The 14,788-nt window shown below is 39.6% G+C and carries 18 protein-coding genes; 17 read left to right on the forward strand and 1 reads right to left on the reverse strand.

Translation table 11 applies throughout. The annotated features are described in order from the left end of the window. Positions 1 to 194: 194 nt before the first annotated feature. Positions 195 to 1,640 carry a flagellin N-terminal helical domain-containing protein gene (locus tag DXA60_RS12420; RefSeq protein WP_117921717.1) on the forward strand — a complete coding sequence of 482 codons (1,446 nt, stop codon included), beginning with the start codon at positions 195 to 197 and terminating at the stop codon, positions 1,638 to 1,640. Between the two features lie 15 nt (positions 1,641 to 1,655). Further along, entirely contained in the window at positions 1,656 to 2,132 is a 477-nt protein-coding gene (locus tag DXA60_RS12425) for a flagellar export chaperone FliS (protein ID WP_241070840.1), read from the forward strand. Here the strand turns inward: DXA60_RS12425 and DXA60_RS19795 are convergent. Beyond that, a complete protein-coding gene (locus DXA60_RS19795; RefSeq protein WP_334294391.1) occupies positions 2,096 to 2,443 on the reverse strand; it encodes a DUF2508 family protein in 348 nt (115 codons plus the stop codon). The two genes, DXA60_RS12425 and DXA60_RS19795, sit on opposite strands and share 37 nt — an antisense overlap. An 81-nt stretch (positions 2,444 to 2,524) precedes the next feature. Here DXA60_RS19795 and DXA60_RS12435 point away from each other — a divergent pair, with 81 nt between their 5' ends. The 15 genes from DXA60_RS12435 to DXA60_RS12505 all read left to right on the forward strand — a co-directional run bounded on the left by DXA60_RS12435 (position 2,525) and on the right by DXA60_RS12505 (position 14,771). Continuing rightward, entirely contained in the window at positions 2,525 to 2,797 is a 273-nt protein-coding gene (locus DXA60_RS12435; RefSeq protein ID WP_117921658.1) for a pro-sigmaK processing inhibitor BofA family protein, read from the forward strand. Positions 2,798 to 2,904: 107 nt separating this feature from the next. Then, positions 2,905 to 3,345: a prepilin peptidase gene (locus DXA60_RS12440; RefSeq protein ID WP_117921660.1), complete on the forward strand. Its 441-nt coding sequence runs from the start codon at positions 2,905 to 2,907 to the stop codon at positions 3,343 to 3,345. Then, entirely contained in the window at positions 3,338 to 4,387 is a 1,050-nt protein-coding gene (locus DXA60_RS12445) for a hypothetical protein (RefSeq protein WP_117921662.1), read from the forward strand. Before DXA60_RS12440 ends, DXA60_RS12445 begins: the two co-directional genes overlap by 8 nt. Next, the gene (locus tag DXA60_RS12450) at positions 4,368 to 5,618 is read left to right on the forward strand and encodes a CpaF family protein (RefSeq protein WP_117921663.1); all 1,251 of its coding nucleotides are present in this window, start codon (positions 4,368 to 4,370) and stop codon (positions 5,616 to 5,618) included. The genes DXA60_RS12445 and DXA60_RS12450 overlap by 20 nt, the downstream gene beginning before the upstream one ends. Beyond that, on the forward strand, positions 5,619 to 6,356 hold the full coding sequence (locus tag DXA60_RS12455) for a type II secretion system F family protein (RefSeq protein WP_117921665.1): 738 nt from the start codon (positions 5,619 to 5,621) through the stop codon (positions 6,354 to 6,356). Between the two features lie 10 nt (positions 6,357 to 6,366). Continuing rightward, positions 6,367 to 7,641, forward strand: a complete 1,275-nt coding sequence (locus tag DXA60_RS12460; protein ID WP_117921667.1) for a type II secretion system F family protein — start codon at positions 6,367 to 6,369, stop codon at positions 7,639 to 7,641. Between the two features lie 104 nt (positions 7,642 to 7,745). Beyond that, complete coding sequence (locus tag DXA60_RS12465; protein WP_117921669.1) at positions 7,746 to 7,916, forward strand: Flp1 family type IVb pilin; 171 nt, start codon at positions 7,746 to 7,748, stop codon at positions 7,914 to 7,916. Then, positions 7,913 to 9,409: a DUF5702 domain-containing protein gene (locus tag DXA60_RS12470; protein ID WP_117921671.1), complete on the forward strand. Its 1,497-nt coding sequence runs from the start codon at positions 7,913 to 7,915 to the stop codon at positions 9,407 to 9,409. Before DXA60_RS12465 ends, DXA60_RS12470 begins: the two co-directional genes overlap by 4 nt. Positions 9,410 to 9,418: 9 nt before the next feature. Continuing rightward, positions 9,419 to 10,294: a TadE/TadG family type IV pilus assembly protein gene (locus tag DXA60_RS12475; protein ID WP_117921673.1), complete on the forward strand. Its 876-nt coding sequence runs from the start codon at positions 9,419 to 9,421 to the stop codon at positions 10,292 to 10,294. Between the two features lie 22 nt (positions 10,295 to 10,316). Next, positions 10,317 to 10,736 (forward strand): prepilin peptidase, encoded by a 420-nt coding sequence (locus tag DXA60_RS12480; RefSeq protein ID WP_117921675.1) that lies wholly within the window; start codon positions 10,317 to 10,319, stop codon positions 10,734 to 10,736. Continuing rightward, positions 10,733 to 10,936 (forward strand): hypothetical protein, encoded by a 204-nt coding sequence (locus DXA60_RS12485; RefSeq protein WP_117921677.1) that lies wholly within the window; start codon positions 10,733 to 10,735, stop codon positions 10,934 to 10,936. The genes DXA60_RS12480 and DXA60_RS12485 overlap by 4 nt, the downstream gene beginning before the upstream one ends. Continuing rightward, positions 10,933 to 12,036, forward strand: a complete 1,104-nt coding sequence (locus tag DXA60_RS12490) for a DUF6382 domain-containing protein (protein WP_243006876.1) — start codon at positions 10,933 to 10,935, stop codon at positions 12,034 to 12,036. The genes DXA60_RS12485 and DXA60_RS12490 overlap by 4 nt, the downstream gene beginning before the upstream one ends. A 126-nt stretch (positions 12,037 to 12,162) precedes the next feature. Next, the gene (locus DXA60_RS12495; protein WP_117921681.1) at positions 12,163 to 13,209 is read left to right on the forward strand and encodes a rhomboid family intramembrane serine protease; all 1,047 of its coding nucleotides are present in this window, start codon (positions 12,163 to 12,165) and stop codon (positions 13,207 to 13,209) included. A gap of 64 nt (positions 13,210 to 13,273) precedes the next feature. Then, positions 13,274 to 14,269, forward strand: coding sequence for an SCP2 sterol-binding domain-containing protein (locus DXA60_RS12500; protein WP_117921683.1), 996 nt, complete (start codon positions 13,274 to 13,276; stop codon positions 14,267 to 14,269). 85 nt (positions 14,270 to 14,354) lie between these two features. Beyond that, positions 14,355 to 14,771: an HIT family protein gene (locus DXA60_RS12505; RefSeq protein WP_117921721.1), complete on the forward strand. Its 417-nt coding sequence runs from the start codon at positions 14,355 to 14,357 to the stop codon at positions 14,769 to 14,771. The last annotated feature ends 17 nt before the right edge of the window (positions 14,772 to 14,788 follow it).

The raw sequence follows: 14,788 nt of genomic DNA on the forward strand, positions 1-14,788 counted from the left end.
TGTGGTCATTATAATACGAATTGGCGGGGATTGCAATCAGTTCGGGGGGAAGTATGAAAAAATAAACATGGAAAAAAACAATTCGCTCTTTAGAGAAAGAGTGTTGAAACCGATATATACAGCAGAGAATTGGGACATGGAGTGTCGGAAATACAGCATGGATGCTGACAGAGATGGTAGAAGGAGAATGTGAAATGAGAATTAATTACAATGTGTCGGCAGCGATTGCGAATAAACATTTACTTGGCATTGAGGATAATTTAAGTGCATCGATGGAACGGCTTTCATCGGGACTTAAGATCAATCATTCCAAGGACAATCCGGCAGGAATGGCTATTTCCAATAAGATGAAAGCACAGATTGACGGTTTAAACCGGGCTTCCCAGAATGCATCGGATGGTATTTCTGTTATTCAGATTGCGGATGGTGCTCTGAGTGAAACGACCAGTATTTTACAGCGTATGAGAGAACTTTCCGTGCAGGCAGCGAGTGATGCAACAATGACACCGGCGGATAAAGAAGCAATCCAGAAAGAAATCACTTCATTAAAAGATGAAGTTGACCGTATTTCTACAGATACAGAATATAACAGCAAATCACTTTTAGATGGTTCATTAGATACCAGGGTTTACACCAAAAATGCAACAAGAGTGGATATTTCAGATCATGTGAAAGCTGGACAGTATGAGCTTTCCATTGATACAGCGGCAACACAGGCAGGACCGGTGACAGCAAATCAGAATTATAATTCCACAGCAGCGATCGGCGCATCCGGAACGATGAGTATTAATGGTTCTAAAGTAGAGATAGAGGCAACTGACACTTATGCGGAGGCTTTTGAGAAGATCCGGAATGCTGCAGAGACTGGAGAGACAGTGGTAAAGGTTGAAACAAATGGAGCACTTTCCTTTACTTCAGAACGTTATGGAGCATCAGCTACGTTAGAGATAGCATTTGACAATCAGCAGATCGTTACAGCACTTGGATTTACAGGCGTGGTGGAGGATCCGGAGAACAAAGGAAGTTATGTATATGGACAGGTTCAGAATGGCAAAGTAATCGTGCCTTCCGGTACAGATGCTGAGGTAACACTTAAAAAACCGGGCGATGGAACAGGTTTTGGCGATACTGCTACCTGGAGAACGGATGGAAATAAGATTACAGTTACGGACAGAGCTGGATTTGAAATGTCATTTCTTGCTGATGCAGGTTATACGGGAAATCTGGATTTTGATGTTACAGATATTGGAACAATGGCACTTCATATTGGTGCAAATGAAGATCAGGAAACAAAAGTGCGTATTCCGGAAGTATCCTGCAAGAGTCTTTATATTGATGATGCGGATGTAACAACTGTAAATGGAGCCGGCAGAGGTATTACACAGTTTGATGATGCTATTTCAAAGGTCAGCGAAGTGCGCTCAAGACTTGGTGCATACCAGAACCGCCTTGAGAGTACAGTATCAAGTCTGGATACTTTTGAGGAAAATATGACAGGAGCCCAGTCACGTCTGACGGATGCGGATATGGCGTCAGAGATGACAGATTATACACATCAGAATGTATTGAATCAGGCAGCAATTTCTGTTTTGACACAGGCAAATGATCTGCCACAGCAGGTATTGCAGATTCTGCAGTAACAGGAGGGATCTGTTTTGAAAAAAGAACAGATAATGGATTTTACAAGAAGGATCAGCCAGAGTAACAGAGGCGGCCTGGTCATTGTAATTTATGATATTTTTTTCGCGTATATTGAAGATGCAAAAGAGGCATATGATAACAAGGAATGGGAAAATTATAAGACGGCATTACGGAATGCCACAAAGGCTGTCAGCGAATTGATGTCGTCGCTTGATTTTTCTTATGAACTTGCGGGAGAGTTATACCGTATTTATGTATTTTGCAGGGAAACACTTGCAAAAGCAATGTATAAAAGGGACTTGAAAGAGATCGAACTTGCAGAGAGCCTGATGAACAAACTTTATACGGCATTTGCGGAGGTAATGAAAGAAGATACCTCCGCGCCGCTTATGCGTAATACACAGCAGGTTTATGCCGGATATACGTACGGAAAAAATGATTTGGTTGAGACTTATCAGGATTTAGATACTTCCAGAGGATTCTTAGTATAGGAATCCTCTATTTTTTTTATGCTTGCAAGTAAAAATTTATAGCGCATTTGCACAGAATATAGTTCATAGATGCAGCAGTCGATCATATCCGGATCAATTACATTTTCTAAATTTCGGTATGCATCCTGCAGATCCTGCGCAGTCTGATGGAGGTCATTCATTAGCACCGTATAATGCGCATCATTTGTTTTTTCTGGTTGAAAAAAACGAAACATAGTATTCCTCCGTCTGAAATATTCTTTATTCTTAGTATAATCACAAAATTTCCATTCTATACAAAAAACGGAAAAATTGTAAAAAACTATTTGCATAAAATGTGTCTGAATGAATAAATTTGATAAAAAGAAGAGACAGCCTTTGAGAGCTGATCGTGCTAAAAAGGAGAAATATATATGTCACAGATACAGGGAGAATGGGCAATTATAGGGGCACTTGGAATTGTACTTTTTATCGTTGTGATTGGGAAAAAAATGCAGATGTTACTAAACTTTATGATTCGTGTTGTTTTAGGTGGAATTGGAATTATTTATGCAAATGATTTTCTGGCGTCGCAGGAAATTGCAATTAGTGTTGGATTAAATCCGGTCAGCCTTTTGACAATTGGAATCCTTGGTATAGGCGGGTTTGCGCTGCTTTACGGAATTCTGGCATGTAAATTTTTGTGAATAGTCTACAAAGATAGGCTATTTTTGAGAAAAGTGTAGACAAATAAAAAAAGCGTTGCTATAATTCGACTTACAAACTACGAAAGAGGTGATGAATTGGGGGACTAATGAATCTTACATTGCTGACGCATCTTACGATGGCGGTGGTGATGGATTTCGGAAACGGCAGGATCAGTAACCGGCTGATTGTTTCCGGATTAATTTGGGGACTTGCATTTCGACTGCTGGGGGAAGGAAGTGCAGGTGCAGTTCATTTTCTGATGAATATTTCTATTCCGGTTATCTTATTATTTCTTTTATTTAGTCTGCACATAATGGGGGCAGGCGATATCAAGTTATTTTCCATTGCAGGAGGTTTTCTGACACTGACACAGCTTTGTTATCTGATACCTGCAGCGTTTGTGGTAGGGGCTGTCATAGGAGCAGGAAAGATCGTTTATAAAAAATTAACGGTTGGTTATGCAATTGGAACAAAGACATTCATGCATTTTTCAACAGCAATTTTAATTGGATATTTTATCGTGGTCTGGGGGTGGGCTATTGCATAAACTTGATGTGGCATTCTGTGATACGAATGAAACGTATGGGGAAAGATTTGCTGCATATCTGATGGAACATAAGGCAAAAGAATTTACGGTTCATTTATTTCGGGAGCCGGAACTGTTTTTACAGAAGATAAAGAGTGAAAAATATGATCTGGTCATACTTGGAAGTGGCTTTTTGGAACTGGGAGAACAGGCAGAGCTTTTGGAAATGGCGATACTGATTCTGTCAGAAAATATGCCGAAACAGTTGGCAGAGGATAATACTTATCTGCAGCCGGGAAAAAAGCGGACTGTTATTTTTAAATATCAGCCGATGGAGATGATTCTTCATGAAATAATGGCAGTGACAGGAGGAAAAAAAACAGGAAAGGAGATATTTACAGACAGGTTTGGCAAATTGGAGATCATAGGAGTATATTCTCCTATCCGTCATGAAATGCAGATGCCGTTTTCTATGGTACTGTCTTCTATACTGGCAAAACAAAGGAGAGTATTGTATATCAATCTGATGCAGAGTACCGGATTTTTAAAGCTGTTTGACAGTCAGGCAGAATACGATATGGGGGATTTGGTTCTTCGACTGAGAAAAGGGATAATAGAATCTGGACAGTTTTTGCGGAATGTATATGAAATGGGAGATTTTTCATATGTTGCACCATTTCGTAATCCGGAACAGCTTGGGGAGTTTCAGATGAACGATTACCTGCAGTTGTTGGAATATTTGGAAGAGAACACGGAGTTTGATACGGTTGTGTTTGATCTTGGAACCGGGGTTTATTCCATTGCAGTTTTTCTGGAACATTGCAGCAGCATTTATTGTCCGGTAAAAGAAGGGTATTTCTATGAGTGTCAGAAAGAAGAATTTGTTCATTACCTGGAACTGGCAAAGAAAGGAGAACTGTTCAAAAGATTGCAATTTGTAAATCTTCCTTTTACTGCGAAGGGAATCCGTGGTGGTGGAAATATGTTGGAACAGCTTATATGGAGTGAATTTGGTGACTATATAAGAGAATATCTGGCAGGGGATGTTTATGGAGAAATATAGGTGGAGTGAAGAGATATTTGAAAAACTGAGGTCAGATATCATGGCTGCGCTGGACTTGTCCAGAGAGCAAAATGATGAAGAGATTTACCGGTTTATTGAAACAGAAGTGGAGGAATATTCTCAAAATAACCTGCTGACATTGAAAGAAAGGGAGCAATTAGAACATTTACTATTTAATTCTTTGAGAAAGTATGATGCAATCCAGGAATTATTAGAGGACGCAGATGTAACGGAGATTATGATCAATGGAGCATCAAATATTTTTTATGAAAAAAAAGGAAAATTGTTTCAGGCACAGACACATTTTTCATCTGAACAGAAATTGAGTGATGTGATACAACAGATGGCGGGAAACAGTAATCGTATGGTAAATGAGGCATCTCCGATCGTGGATACAAGATTAGCGGACGGATCACGTGTAAATATTGTTCTTTCACCAATTTCCATAGATGGCGCCGCTGTATCTATCCGGAAATTTCCCAAAACGCCTATTCTGATGGAGGATCTGATACGGATAGGGTCGATTACAGAGGAAGCGGCAGCATTTTTAAAGGTGCTTGTGGCAGCAGGATATAACATATTTATATCAGGAGGGACAGGTTCTGGGAAAACGACATTTTTAAATGCACTGTCACAGTATATTCCGCGGGAAGAAAGAATCATCACAATTGAAGATTCTGCAGAACTCCGGCTTGTTGATAAACCCAATCTGGTAAGACTTGAGACAAGAAATCAGATGTTTGACGGGGTTAAGCCCATTACTATACGGGATCTGATAAGGACGGCTCTTCGAATGCGTCCCGAGAGAATTGTGGTTGGTGAATGCCGGGGAGAAGAGGCACTTGATATGCTGCAGGCAATGAATACCGGGCATGATGGAAGTTTATCAACAGGGCACGCAAATTCATGCAGAGATATGTTGAGCCGGCTCGAAACAATGGTGCTGATGGGAATGGAGCTGCCACTTGCTGCGATACGAAGTCAGATTGCATCAGGGTTAGATATTCTGGTCCATCTTGGAAGAATGAGAGATAAAAGCCGTAAAGTGCTGGCAATTACAGAAGTAATCGGCATGCAGGATGGGGAGATTGTGTTGAAAGACCTGTATCGTTATGTGGAAAAATCACCGGATGTGGAAATGGCTTGTGGAAAATTACAGCAGATGGGAACACTATTTAACCAGGAAAAATGTAAAAGGGCAGGAATTACGCTTACAGATACGGGGGAATAAATGGATTATCGTAAATACCAGTGTAATCTGTGGGAACGACTGGGGTGTGTTGTAGCGGGAATAATATTAACAGCAGCAATTTCATGGCTGTTTTACCGTTCATGGTATGGCATGGTGTTAGTCATACCTGTAAATTATCTGATCGTTTCATATTACAAAAAAAAGAAAAAAGATGAACGCGCAAAAAAATTAATGATAGAATTTCGGGATGCAATTCAGTCTGTTGCAGCAGCACTGCTTGCAGGATATTCCATTGAGAATGCATGGAAAGAAGCAGAGCGGGAAGTTATGGGGCTGTATGGAAAAGAGGCAATGATCACACAGGAATTGATCCGGATGAATACAGAAATTAAATTGAACCGGAATGTGGAAGAAATTTTACATGATCTGGCAACGCGGAGCGGGGTGGAAGAAATTGAAAGTTTTGCAGAGATTTTTGGTTTTGCGAAAAGAAGTGGAGGAGATTTTGCAGGAATTATAAGGACGACTGCAATGCGGATCTCAGCTAAAATAGAAGTGGAGAGGGAAGTGGACACAGTTATTGCCGGGAAAAAACTGGAAGGAAAGATTATGAGCGTAATGCCATTTCTCATTCTTACATATCTGAACCTTGCATCGAAAGAATTTATCGATCCTTTATATGGAAATCTGTCAGGGGTATTTGTCATGAGTGCAGCATTATTGATTTTTGCAGGGGCAATGGCAATAAACAGACGAATTTCAGATATTAAAGTATAAGGAGAAAAGAATGGTTTTGTATATTGGAGTCTTGTGTGCAGCAGTTTTTGTGGCAATTATAGGGGGAAAAAGAGCATCGCCTAAGACAAGCCGTGCAGCAGGGGGGATGATTTTGGTATCTGTCCTGGCGATTTTTGTGCATCTTTCAGAGGTGATGGATGAAAATAGTGATGTAAAACCAGAATTTGTGCGTCTGGCATATGGAGAAGGTGATTATGAGGAAGAAATGACCCTGGATGTAGAAGATGTGTTAGAAGAGTATTCCTATCATGTAGTGGTTCCGGAACAGATACTTTCAAAGCAGGATGAGCAGAGACTGTTAGAGGCTGCGCAGCAGGAGATTGATGAAGAATTTGCAAAAAACAGTGCCAAAGTGCAGGAAAAAATACAAATTCAAAGAAGTTATCAGGAAGGAAAGGTAAGTGCAGAATGGATATTTGAACCGTATGATGTAGTTGATGATGAGGGCGTGGTGGTTGCAGAAAATATACCAGATGAGGGAATTTTGGTAAAAGCTGAAGTGACGTTAAAGTGTGAATCTTCGGAGTGCTTTAGTGAACGGTATTTCCGGGTAATGCCAAAGGCTCTTAATGAAGAACAGAAAATGCTTCAGGAAATTGAACACTATCTGCAAAGACAGACAGAGAGCACAGAAAATATACTGAAACTCCCAAATCAGATTGATGGGAAAAAACTGGTCTGGAGCACGAAAAAAGAGTATTTGCCGGAAAAAATCCTTTTTCTTGGAATCGTGATTGTAATTCTTCTTCCATTTGTAGATCAGTCGCGTGAAAGAGAAAAAGAAAAGAAACGGAAAGCAGTACTGGAATTACAGTATGCGGATATGGTAAGCAATCTGGCGCTTCTGTTGGGGGCAGGAATGACTGTTTCTTCTGCATGGAACAGACTAACAACGAATTATTTTAATGGGCGGCATAAAAAAGCAATTTATAAAAAAGAAATCTATGAGGAAATGCAAAAAACGGTATATGAAATAAAAAATGGAATGGGGGAGGAACGTGCGTATGAGCGTTTTGGAGAGAGGTGTGGAGGATACCGCTATCGCAAATTTGGTAATCTTCTGGCACAGAATTTAAGAAAAGGGAGCAGAGGATTGACAAACCTTTTAGAGCAGGAAGCAGAAGAGGCATTTGAAGAACGAAAAAGTATGGCACGCAAGCTGGGAGAGGAAGCGGGGACAAAAATGTTGTTTCCAATGATTCTGATGCTTGGTGCAGTTATGTTGATACTGGCATTTCCAGCTATGCATTCTATAGAATTATGACTCTATAGAATTATCATTCTATGGAATTATGATTCCTGCAAATAGATTCGTGTTTGCACATAAACTTGGATCGCGCAAAGTACAGCGCAGAAATGGAGGTTTTTATGAAGGGACTTAAAGATTTTTTCAGGGAAGAAGAGGGAGTAGCTATTATCGAGATCGTGTTGATACTGGTTATACTGATCGGACTTGTAGTTGTGTTCAAGAATAAGATTACGATTTTAAATAACAAAATTCTTACTAGGATCACAACGGAAAGTAATAAGATATTATGAAAACAGAGGCAGAAGGAAGTCTGACAATATTTTCTGCTTTAAGTCTGCTGCTGATCTTATCGTTTCTGCTTGCACTATTAGAGGGGGCGAGGGTATCAGGATTAAAGATGATGGACACCCTCGCGGCAGAAACAGGGATGGATTGTGTTGCAGCAGAATATCAGCCTGTGTTGTGGAATAAATATCATCTGCTGTATCTGGATGGTGCATATGGATCAGAGCAGTTTGAGGAACATAAAGTGAGTTCACGTGTAATGGAATATGTTGCTGGAAATTTGTCAAAATCCGGAGAAAACAGCATGTTTCGGACAAAGTTATGTGAGGCTGCGCTGATGGAATATATGTTGGCAACAGATAATGAAGGAACAGGGATGCTGCGTCAGGCGGCAGCATACATGAAGCAACATCTGCCTGAAGACATTGCAAAGAAAATGTATCAGCAGTATCAGGATGGACAACAGGCACAGGAGAATGGAAAAACAGATTACAGTGTGGAAGATGCGGATCAGGCAATCGTAAATGCAAAAAAGGAGAAGGAAGAAGATAACATTGCACAGGATAAAGCGAATGAAGACCAGGTACAGGATGCAGAAAAAGAGAAAGCAGAAAGTCCTATTCAGGTCGTTTTGCAATTAAAGCAGAATGCTGTTCTTGGCATGACGATACCGGATATGTCATCAGTGTCATCAAATGCGGTTGAACTAAAAGATACAGTTTCGAAAAGGCAGTGTGAAACCGGAACGTATCACGCAAAAAAGACAGAAAAACTTAATGTTTTTGACCGTGTTATGGTGTTGGAGTATATTGAAAAGTATTTTTCAAGTTATACAGAGCCGGGGAAGGGAGATCTGGCATATGAAATGGAGTATATTCTGTGTGGGAAAGAAACAGACAGACAAAACTTAGAGTCGTCAGTGGAACGTCTGATGCTTATGAGGGAAGCCGCAAACGTTGCTCACATTATAGCAGACAGAGAAAAATTAAATCAGACGTTAATTATTGCAACATCACTTGCCGGTTTTTCCGGTAATCTGGTGATCGTTAAGATTGTACAGATCGGTGTCGTGGCTGCATGGGCATATGTAGAAAGTATACTTGATCTGCGCACACTTCTCTCTGGCGGGAAAATTGCACTGATGAAAAGTTCATCAGAATGGAATGTTGATATAAAAAAGATTGGAGAACTCGTGACTGATGGGGGAAAAGCCAAAGAATGTAAAGATGGACTGAATTATCAGGGCTATGTAAAGCAATTGTTATTTGCAGTGAAAGAAAAGAAAATAGCATACCGTATGATGGATATCATGGAATTTGCCATACAAAAGGAAGAGAATAGTAAAAACGCCAGAATGGATCATATGATAGGGAACATGACCTGTGAGATGCGATTTGAAGCGGAGCCTTTGTTTGCAAAAAGCAATTTGCATGGAGGGCAGAAATTAGGCAGATATACTTTTGTTAAGCACCAGAAAATGTCATATAGCAATGAATAAGGAGGGGATGTGGCGGTGTTTCTTACTGAGAAAGAGAATATAAAAAATACAATATACAAAAAAAGATCTCTCCCGGAAAATGATAATATTCTTTCTCATCAGGCGGAGGCCTGCCGCTGTCAGGAGACACCGCCATGTTCCTGGCTGGAAGGCTCATTTACGTTAGAGGCGGCTGTGATACTGCCGGTTATGACATTGTTTTTTATGATGATTTTAATGTTTTTCCGGGTTATGCAGGTACAGATGGAAGTCCAGAAGGCATTAGATGATACCGGGCGCAGGATGGCAGTACTGGCTGTTCTGGAAAATGAAGAAGATGTGGCAAAGATTGGCATTGCTGCCGCAAATGTTCTTTTTAAGAAAAATATAAAAGAAAATGATAATATTAACCACTATGTAGTTAATAAAGCGGCAGGTATTAGTCTGGCGAAGTCAAAATTTACAGGAGATCAGATAAATCTGGTAGCATCTTATCGTATAAAAATACCAGTGTGGATGTCTGGAAAATCACAACTTAAAATCAGCCAGCATGCAGTATGCCGTAAATGGACCGGGTGGACGGGAAATAGTGCTGATCAGGAAGTATGGGTGTATGTGGCAGAAAGAGGGAGTGTTTATCATACATCAAGAGAGTGTACATATTTAGCATTGTCAGTATCTTCTGTTAGTTGTACAGAAATAGAGAAAAAACGGAATAAATATGGAGAAAAGTACCGCGAATGTGAAATGTGTGCGGAAAAACAAAAACAGGACACCGTGTTTATTACCGATCAGGGAAACAGATTTCATTATGATCTAAATTGCAGTGGAATTAAGCGCACGATTTATATGATACGATTATCGGAAGTGGGAAACAGGAAACAATGCAGTAGATGCATAAATTAGAAAACAGGAGAGGTAGGGGAAAATGCTGCAAAATACATTAATGCTGGGTATTTTTTCAATATCTGCATACCAGGATTATAAAAAAAGAAAAATAAATACATATTTTTTACTGACAGGAGGCATTATAGGGCTTTTACTTCATTTGTATAGCATGAAGTTAGATATAGTAGAGATTTTGTTTGGCATGGGAATTGGAGTTATGATCTTATTTTGGGGTTTTCTGTTAGGTGGGGGTGTTGGATTTGCAGATGGAATGATCCTGGTCGTTAGTGGTATATTCCTTGGATTTGAAAAAAATATGGAGGTATTTTTTGCCGGCTTATTTTTAATAGGAATAACGTCATTATTTTTATCGGTATTCAAAAAGAAAGGACGAACGTACAGGATTCCTTTTGCACCTTTTTTGCTGGTGGGTTATCTGTTCGTGATGGTAATGGGATGAAAGAATGGGAAGAAGCATCTATTACTATTGAGGCTGCAATCATTATGTCAATGGCGATGCTGTTATTTTTGATCGTCATGAAACTGGGATTGCAACTGTATGGTGAGACAAGAACACTTGCGGAAGATGTGATAAAGGAGGAAACTTTAAATGCACTAAAGTTATTTTATGAGATAGAAAGGGTGAAAGGATTATTTTGAGTATTCAGATTAGCTACTATAGAAATATTCATTCCAGCCATATGGTTTTAATGCCGGCATTGGAAGGAGAACAATGGGAAAAAGAAATGCTCTGGAGAAATACACCCAAAGGTCTGATATTACCAGAATGTAATAGTAAAAATGGGCAGTTACAGCTATGGTATGACATAACTGGAAAACAGGCGGTAGACATGTTGGCAGAATTATCAGATATTGGTCATGATATTTTTATGAAAATATGTGAATCTGTTGTTACAATGTCGGAGATACTCGATGGGTTGTTAATATCCCCTGATATATTGTTACTGCGACCGGAATGTATTTTTTTCGATAATCAGACCGGAAATATCAGCTTTTGCTGTTACTTTGGGAATGAAAAAGATATAGGAAAATCGTTTCATGAGCTGTTAGAGTATCTTCTGGCAAAATTAGATCATAAAAGTGCAGATGGGGTTCAAATGGCGTATGAGCTATTTGAATATACCAGAATGGAAGGGTACTGTATTGCAGAAATAAAAAGGATATTAAGGAAGTCCGAATATTTAGAGGATGTACCGGAAAAGATTCCGGATACAATGTGGCAGGAAGAGGAACAGGAAGAAGGAACATTACCTTTAGAAAATAAAAAAACAGGGTTTAGGCATTTATGGAGCGGAAAAAACCAGAATATGGTTGAAAAAATGCGAGATTTATTACGAGGGGTGAAAAAACAGGAAAAAAAATTGGAACCTTTTGTGTTTGAACCGGAACCAGAGATTGCCGTACATCAGCAGAATCCAACCGTTTTACTTTCTAATCTTCCCCAAAAGGAATATGGAATATTAAAATATGAGGGAAATGGTGCGTGCAGTGAGCTTTCAATAGATCATACTCCATATATTATAGGAAGTGAACCGGATTGTGACGGTGTGATACCAAGTGGAACCGTAAGCAGACATCATGCGAGGATTACCAGGAAAGGGGAGGTTTACTTTATAGAAGATCTGAATTCTTCCAATGGAACCATGGTAGGTGGGGAGTTGTTGAATTGCAGGGTAAAAATGAGTCTTCAGACGCAGGAAACAGTTATGTTTGCGGATGAGAAGTTTAGATTTATTTAAGAAAATAAAGAGGCATACATATTTGCAATCTTATTTTGCTACGTTATAATGAACTTTGACGAGTTCATATTATGTGCAGAAATCCTGCACAACAAACACGTTATAATCAAATCAGAGGGCAAATATATGAACAGAGAGATAGAACAGGTGATACTTGCACAAGGTTATCGATTTTGTACGGTGCAGCCGGAGAATGTCGGAGTATTTTATAAATATTATCAGCAGGGATTTCATGTTGTGATGATGATATCATTAGACGATACAAAAACTTTGACCATAGAACAGCATCAGGTAATGCAGGAACGAGTTATGGATCTTTTTTATCATCCGCAGGGAAGGCTTGCAGATTTCCCGGAAGGTTATCCGGTTTATCATGTGGAACTGCTTACACTGCTGGCTGGAAGAAATACGGATATGATGCATCAGTTATGCAGTGTACAAAAGAATGTATGGGGGTATGAGACGAAGCAGGGGGGACTGATAATTTATGAAAATCAGCCGGGAGATTTCTGGGGACTCAAAAGTGCATTGGAGAATTGCAGGGTTGATTCTAAAGTTACCCGAAATATAAATACCGGTTTTGAATGGAAGAAACTTTCCTATACGACAATAGCGATTGCTGCCATAAATGTGATCGTATATTTGATATTGGAAATTTTGGGAGATACGCAGGATCCGTTTTATATTGCATCACATGGTGGGATGTATCCGGAATTCCTACAGGTCAATCATCAGTGGTGGCGGATCATTACGGCGATGTTTATCCATTTCGGATTGCCGCACCTGGTAAATAATATGGTAATATTCTGCTGTGTTGGATCGAGACTTGAGAGGGCAGTCGGCCATTTAAAGATGCTTGTAATATATATGCTGTCAGGAATAGGTGGAGGAATATTGTCCTATTTTATGATGCTGTATAGTGGAGATTATGCTGTATCTGCAGGCGCATCAGGTGCAGTGTTTGGAATGATTGGCGGTCTGATCTGGGTAGTGATAAGACACCGGGGCAGATTTGAAGGTTTAACAGTAAAAGGGATGATGCTTATGGCAGCGTTAAGTTTGTATTATGGTTTTTCCACAATTGGAATTGATAACTGGTGTCATGTAGGTGGAATCCTTACCGGATTTCTTGCGGCAATGATTTTATACCACAAAAAAGTGGAAAATTGTTGATTATAAGAATAAAAGTTTATATACTGAAAACAGTATTTGGTGAACATGCAGGAAGAGGTAGAATATGAAAGTAAACATTTATTATGGTGGACGGGGATTGTTAGATGATCCTACATTATATGTGTTGAATAAAATGGAAGAAGTATTGCAGGAACTTCGCGTGACGGTGGAGCGTATTAATATCTATGAGCATAAAAACGAGATTGCCACGCTTCCGCAGACGATGAAAGATGCCGATGGTATCATTCTTGCAACAACTGTTGAGTGGCTTGGAATAGGTGGCTATATGCAGCAGTTTTTGGATGCCTGCTGGCTGTATGGCGATAAGGAAAAGATAAAAACAACCTATATGCAGCCAATTGTTATGTCTACGACATATGGAGAACGGGAAGGTGAACTGACATTAGAGAGTGCCTGGGAGATCTTAGGTGGTCAGCCATGTCCGGGACTTTGTGGTTACGTTGAGGATCTGGTCAGTTTTGAGATGAATAAAGATTATACCGTTTTAATAGAGAAGAAGGCGGAGAATCTTTACCGGACGATTTCACAGAAAGTAAAATGTCTTCCGACCAGCAATCAGGCGGTAAAGCAGACAATATTAAGAACTCCGCAGTTAGAACTTACACCACAGGAGAGCGAGCAGTTGTCAAAGTATGTGTCAGATGATACGTATGTGAAAAAGCAGAAGGAAGATATCGAAGAACTTGCAACAATGTTTAAGGGGATGCTTGGAAAGTCAGAAAAAGAAGATGAAGAGGCTTATATTGAGACATTCCGTGAACAGTTTGCACCGCAGCCTGAATTTAAGGCACGATACCTGTTTATCATAGAAGGCAGAAAAAAGCCATTGTTTTTAGAAGTAAATGAAGGTGAACTTACAATTCACTATGGACAGGAAGAAAATATTGATGTCTATGCGAAATTAAAACCGGAAGTTATGGATGGTATCGTAGATGGAAGGATGACATTTCAGAGGGCATTCATGACAGGAGAAATGACGGCAAAAGGAAATTTTAAGATTCTGCGTATGTTAGATACCATGTTTAAGTTTACACATTGATATAGAAAATCTGCAGGATGTTGTAGTAAATATGTCGATTGCGCAAATAAAAAGGAGTGCAAATGCACAGAAAATGGAGGATAATATGAGAGACGAAAATTGTATTTTCTGTAAAATTATTGGAGGAGAAATTCCATCCAATACGATTTATGAGGATGATGAATTCAAAGTGATTCTGGATGCGAGTCCGGCATCAAAAGGACATGCATTGATCCTGCCAAAGGAACATTATGCAGATATTTATGAGATCGATGAAAAGACAGCAGGACATGCAATGCAGCTTGCGAAGAAACTTGCAAAACATATGACGGACGTTTTAAAGTGTGATGGATTTAATATTGTACAAAATAATCATGAAATTGCGGGACAGACGGTATTTCATTTTCATATGCATCTGATCCCACGTTATAAAAATGCAAAAAATAATGATATTCTGATCTGGGATCATGAGGAGTTTACACCAGAAGAAATGGCAGAGATCAGAGATTCTCTGAAGATGTAGGGAATGTTGCCGGAAAA

The organism is Roseburia sp. OF03-24, assembly GCF_003463035.1.
Taxonomy (GTDB): Bacteria; Bacillota; Clostridia; order Lachnospirales; family Lachnospiraceae; genus Roseburia; species Roseburia rectibacter.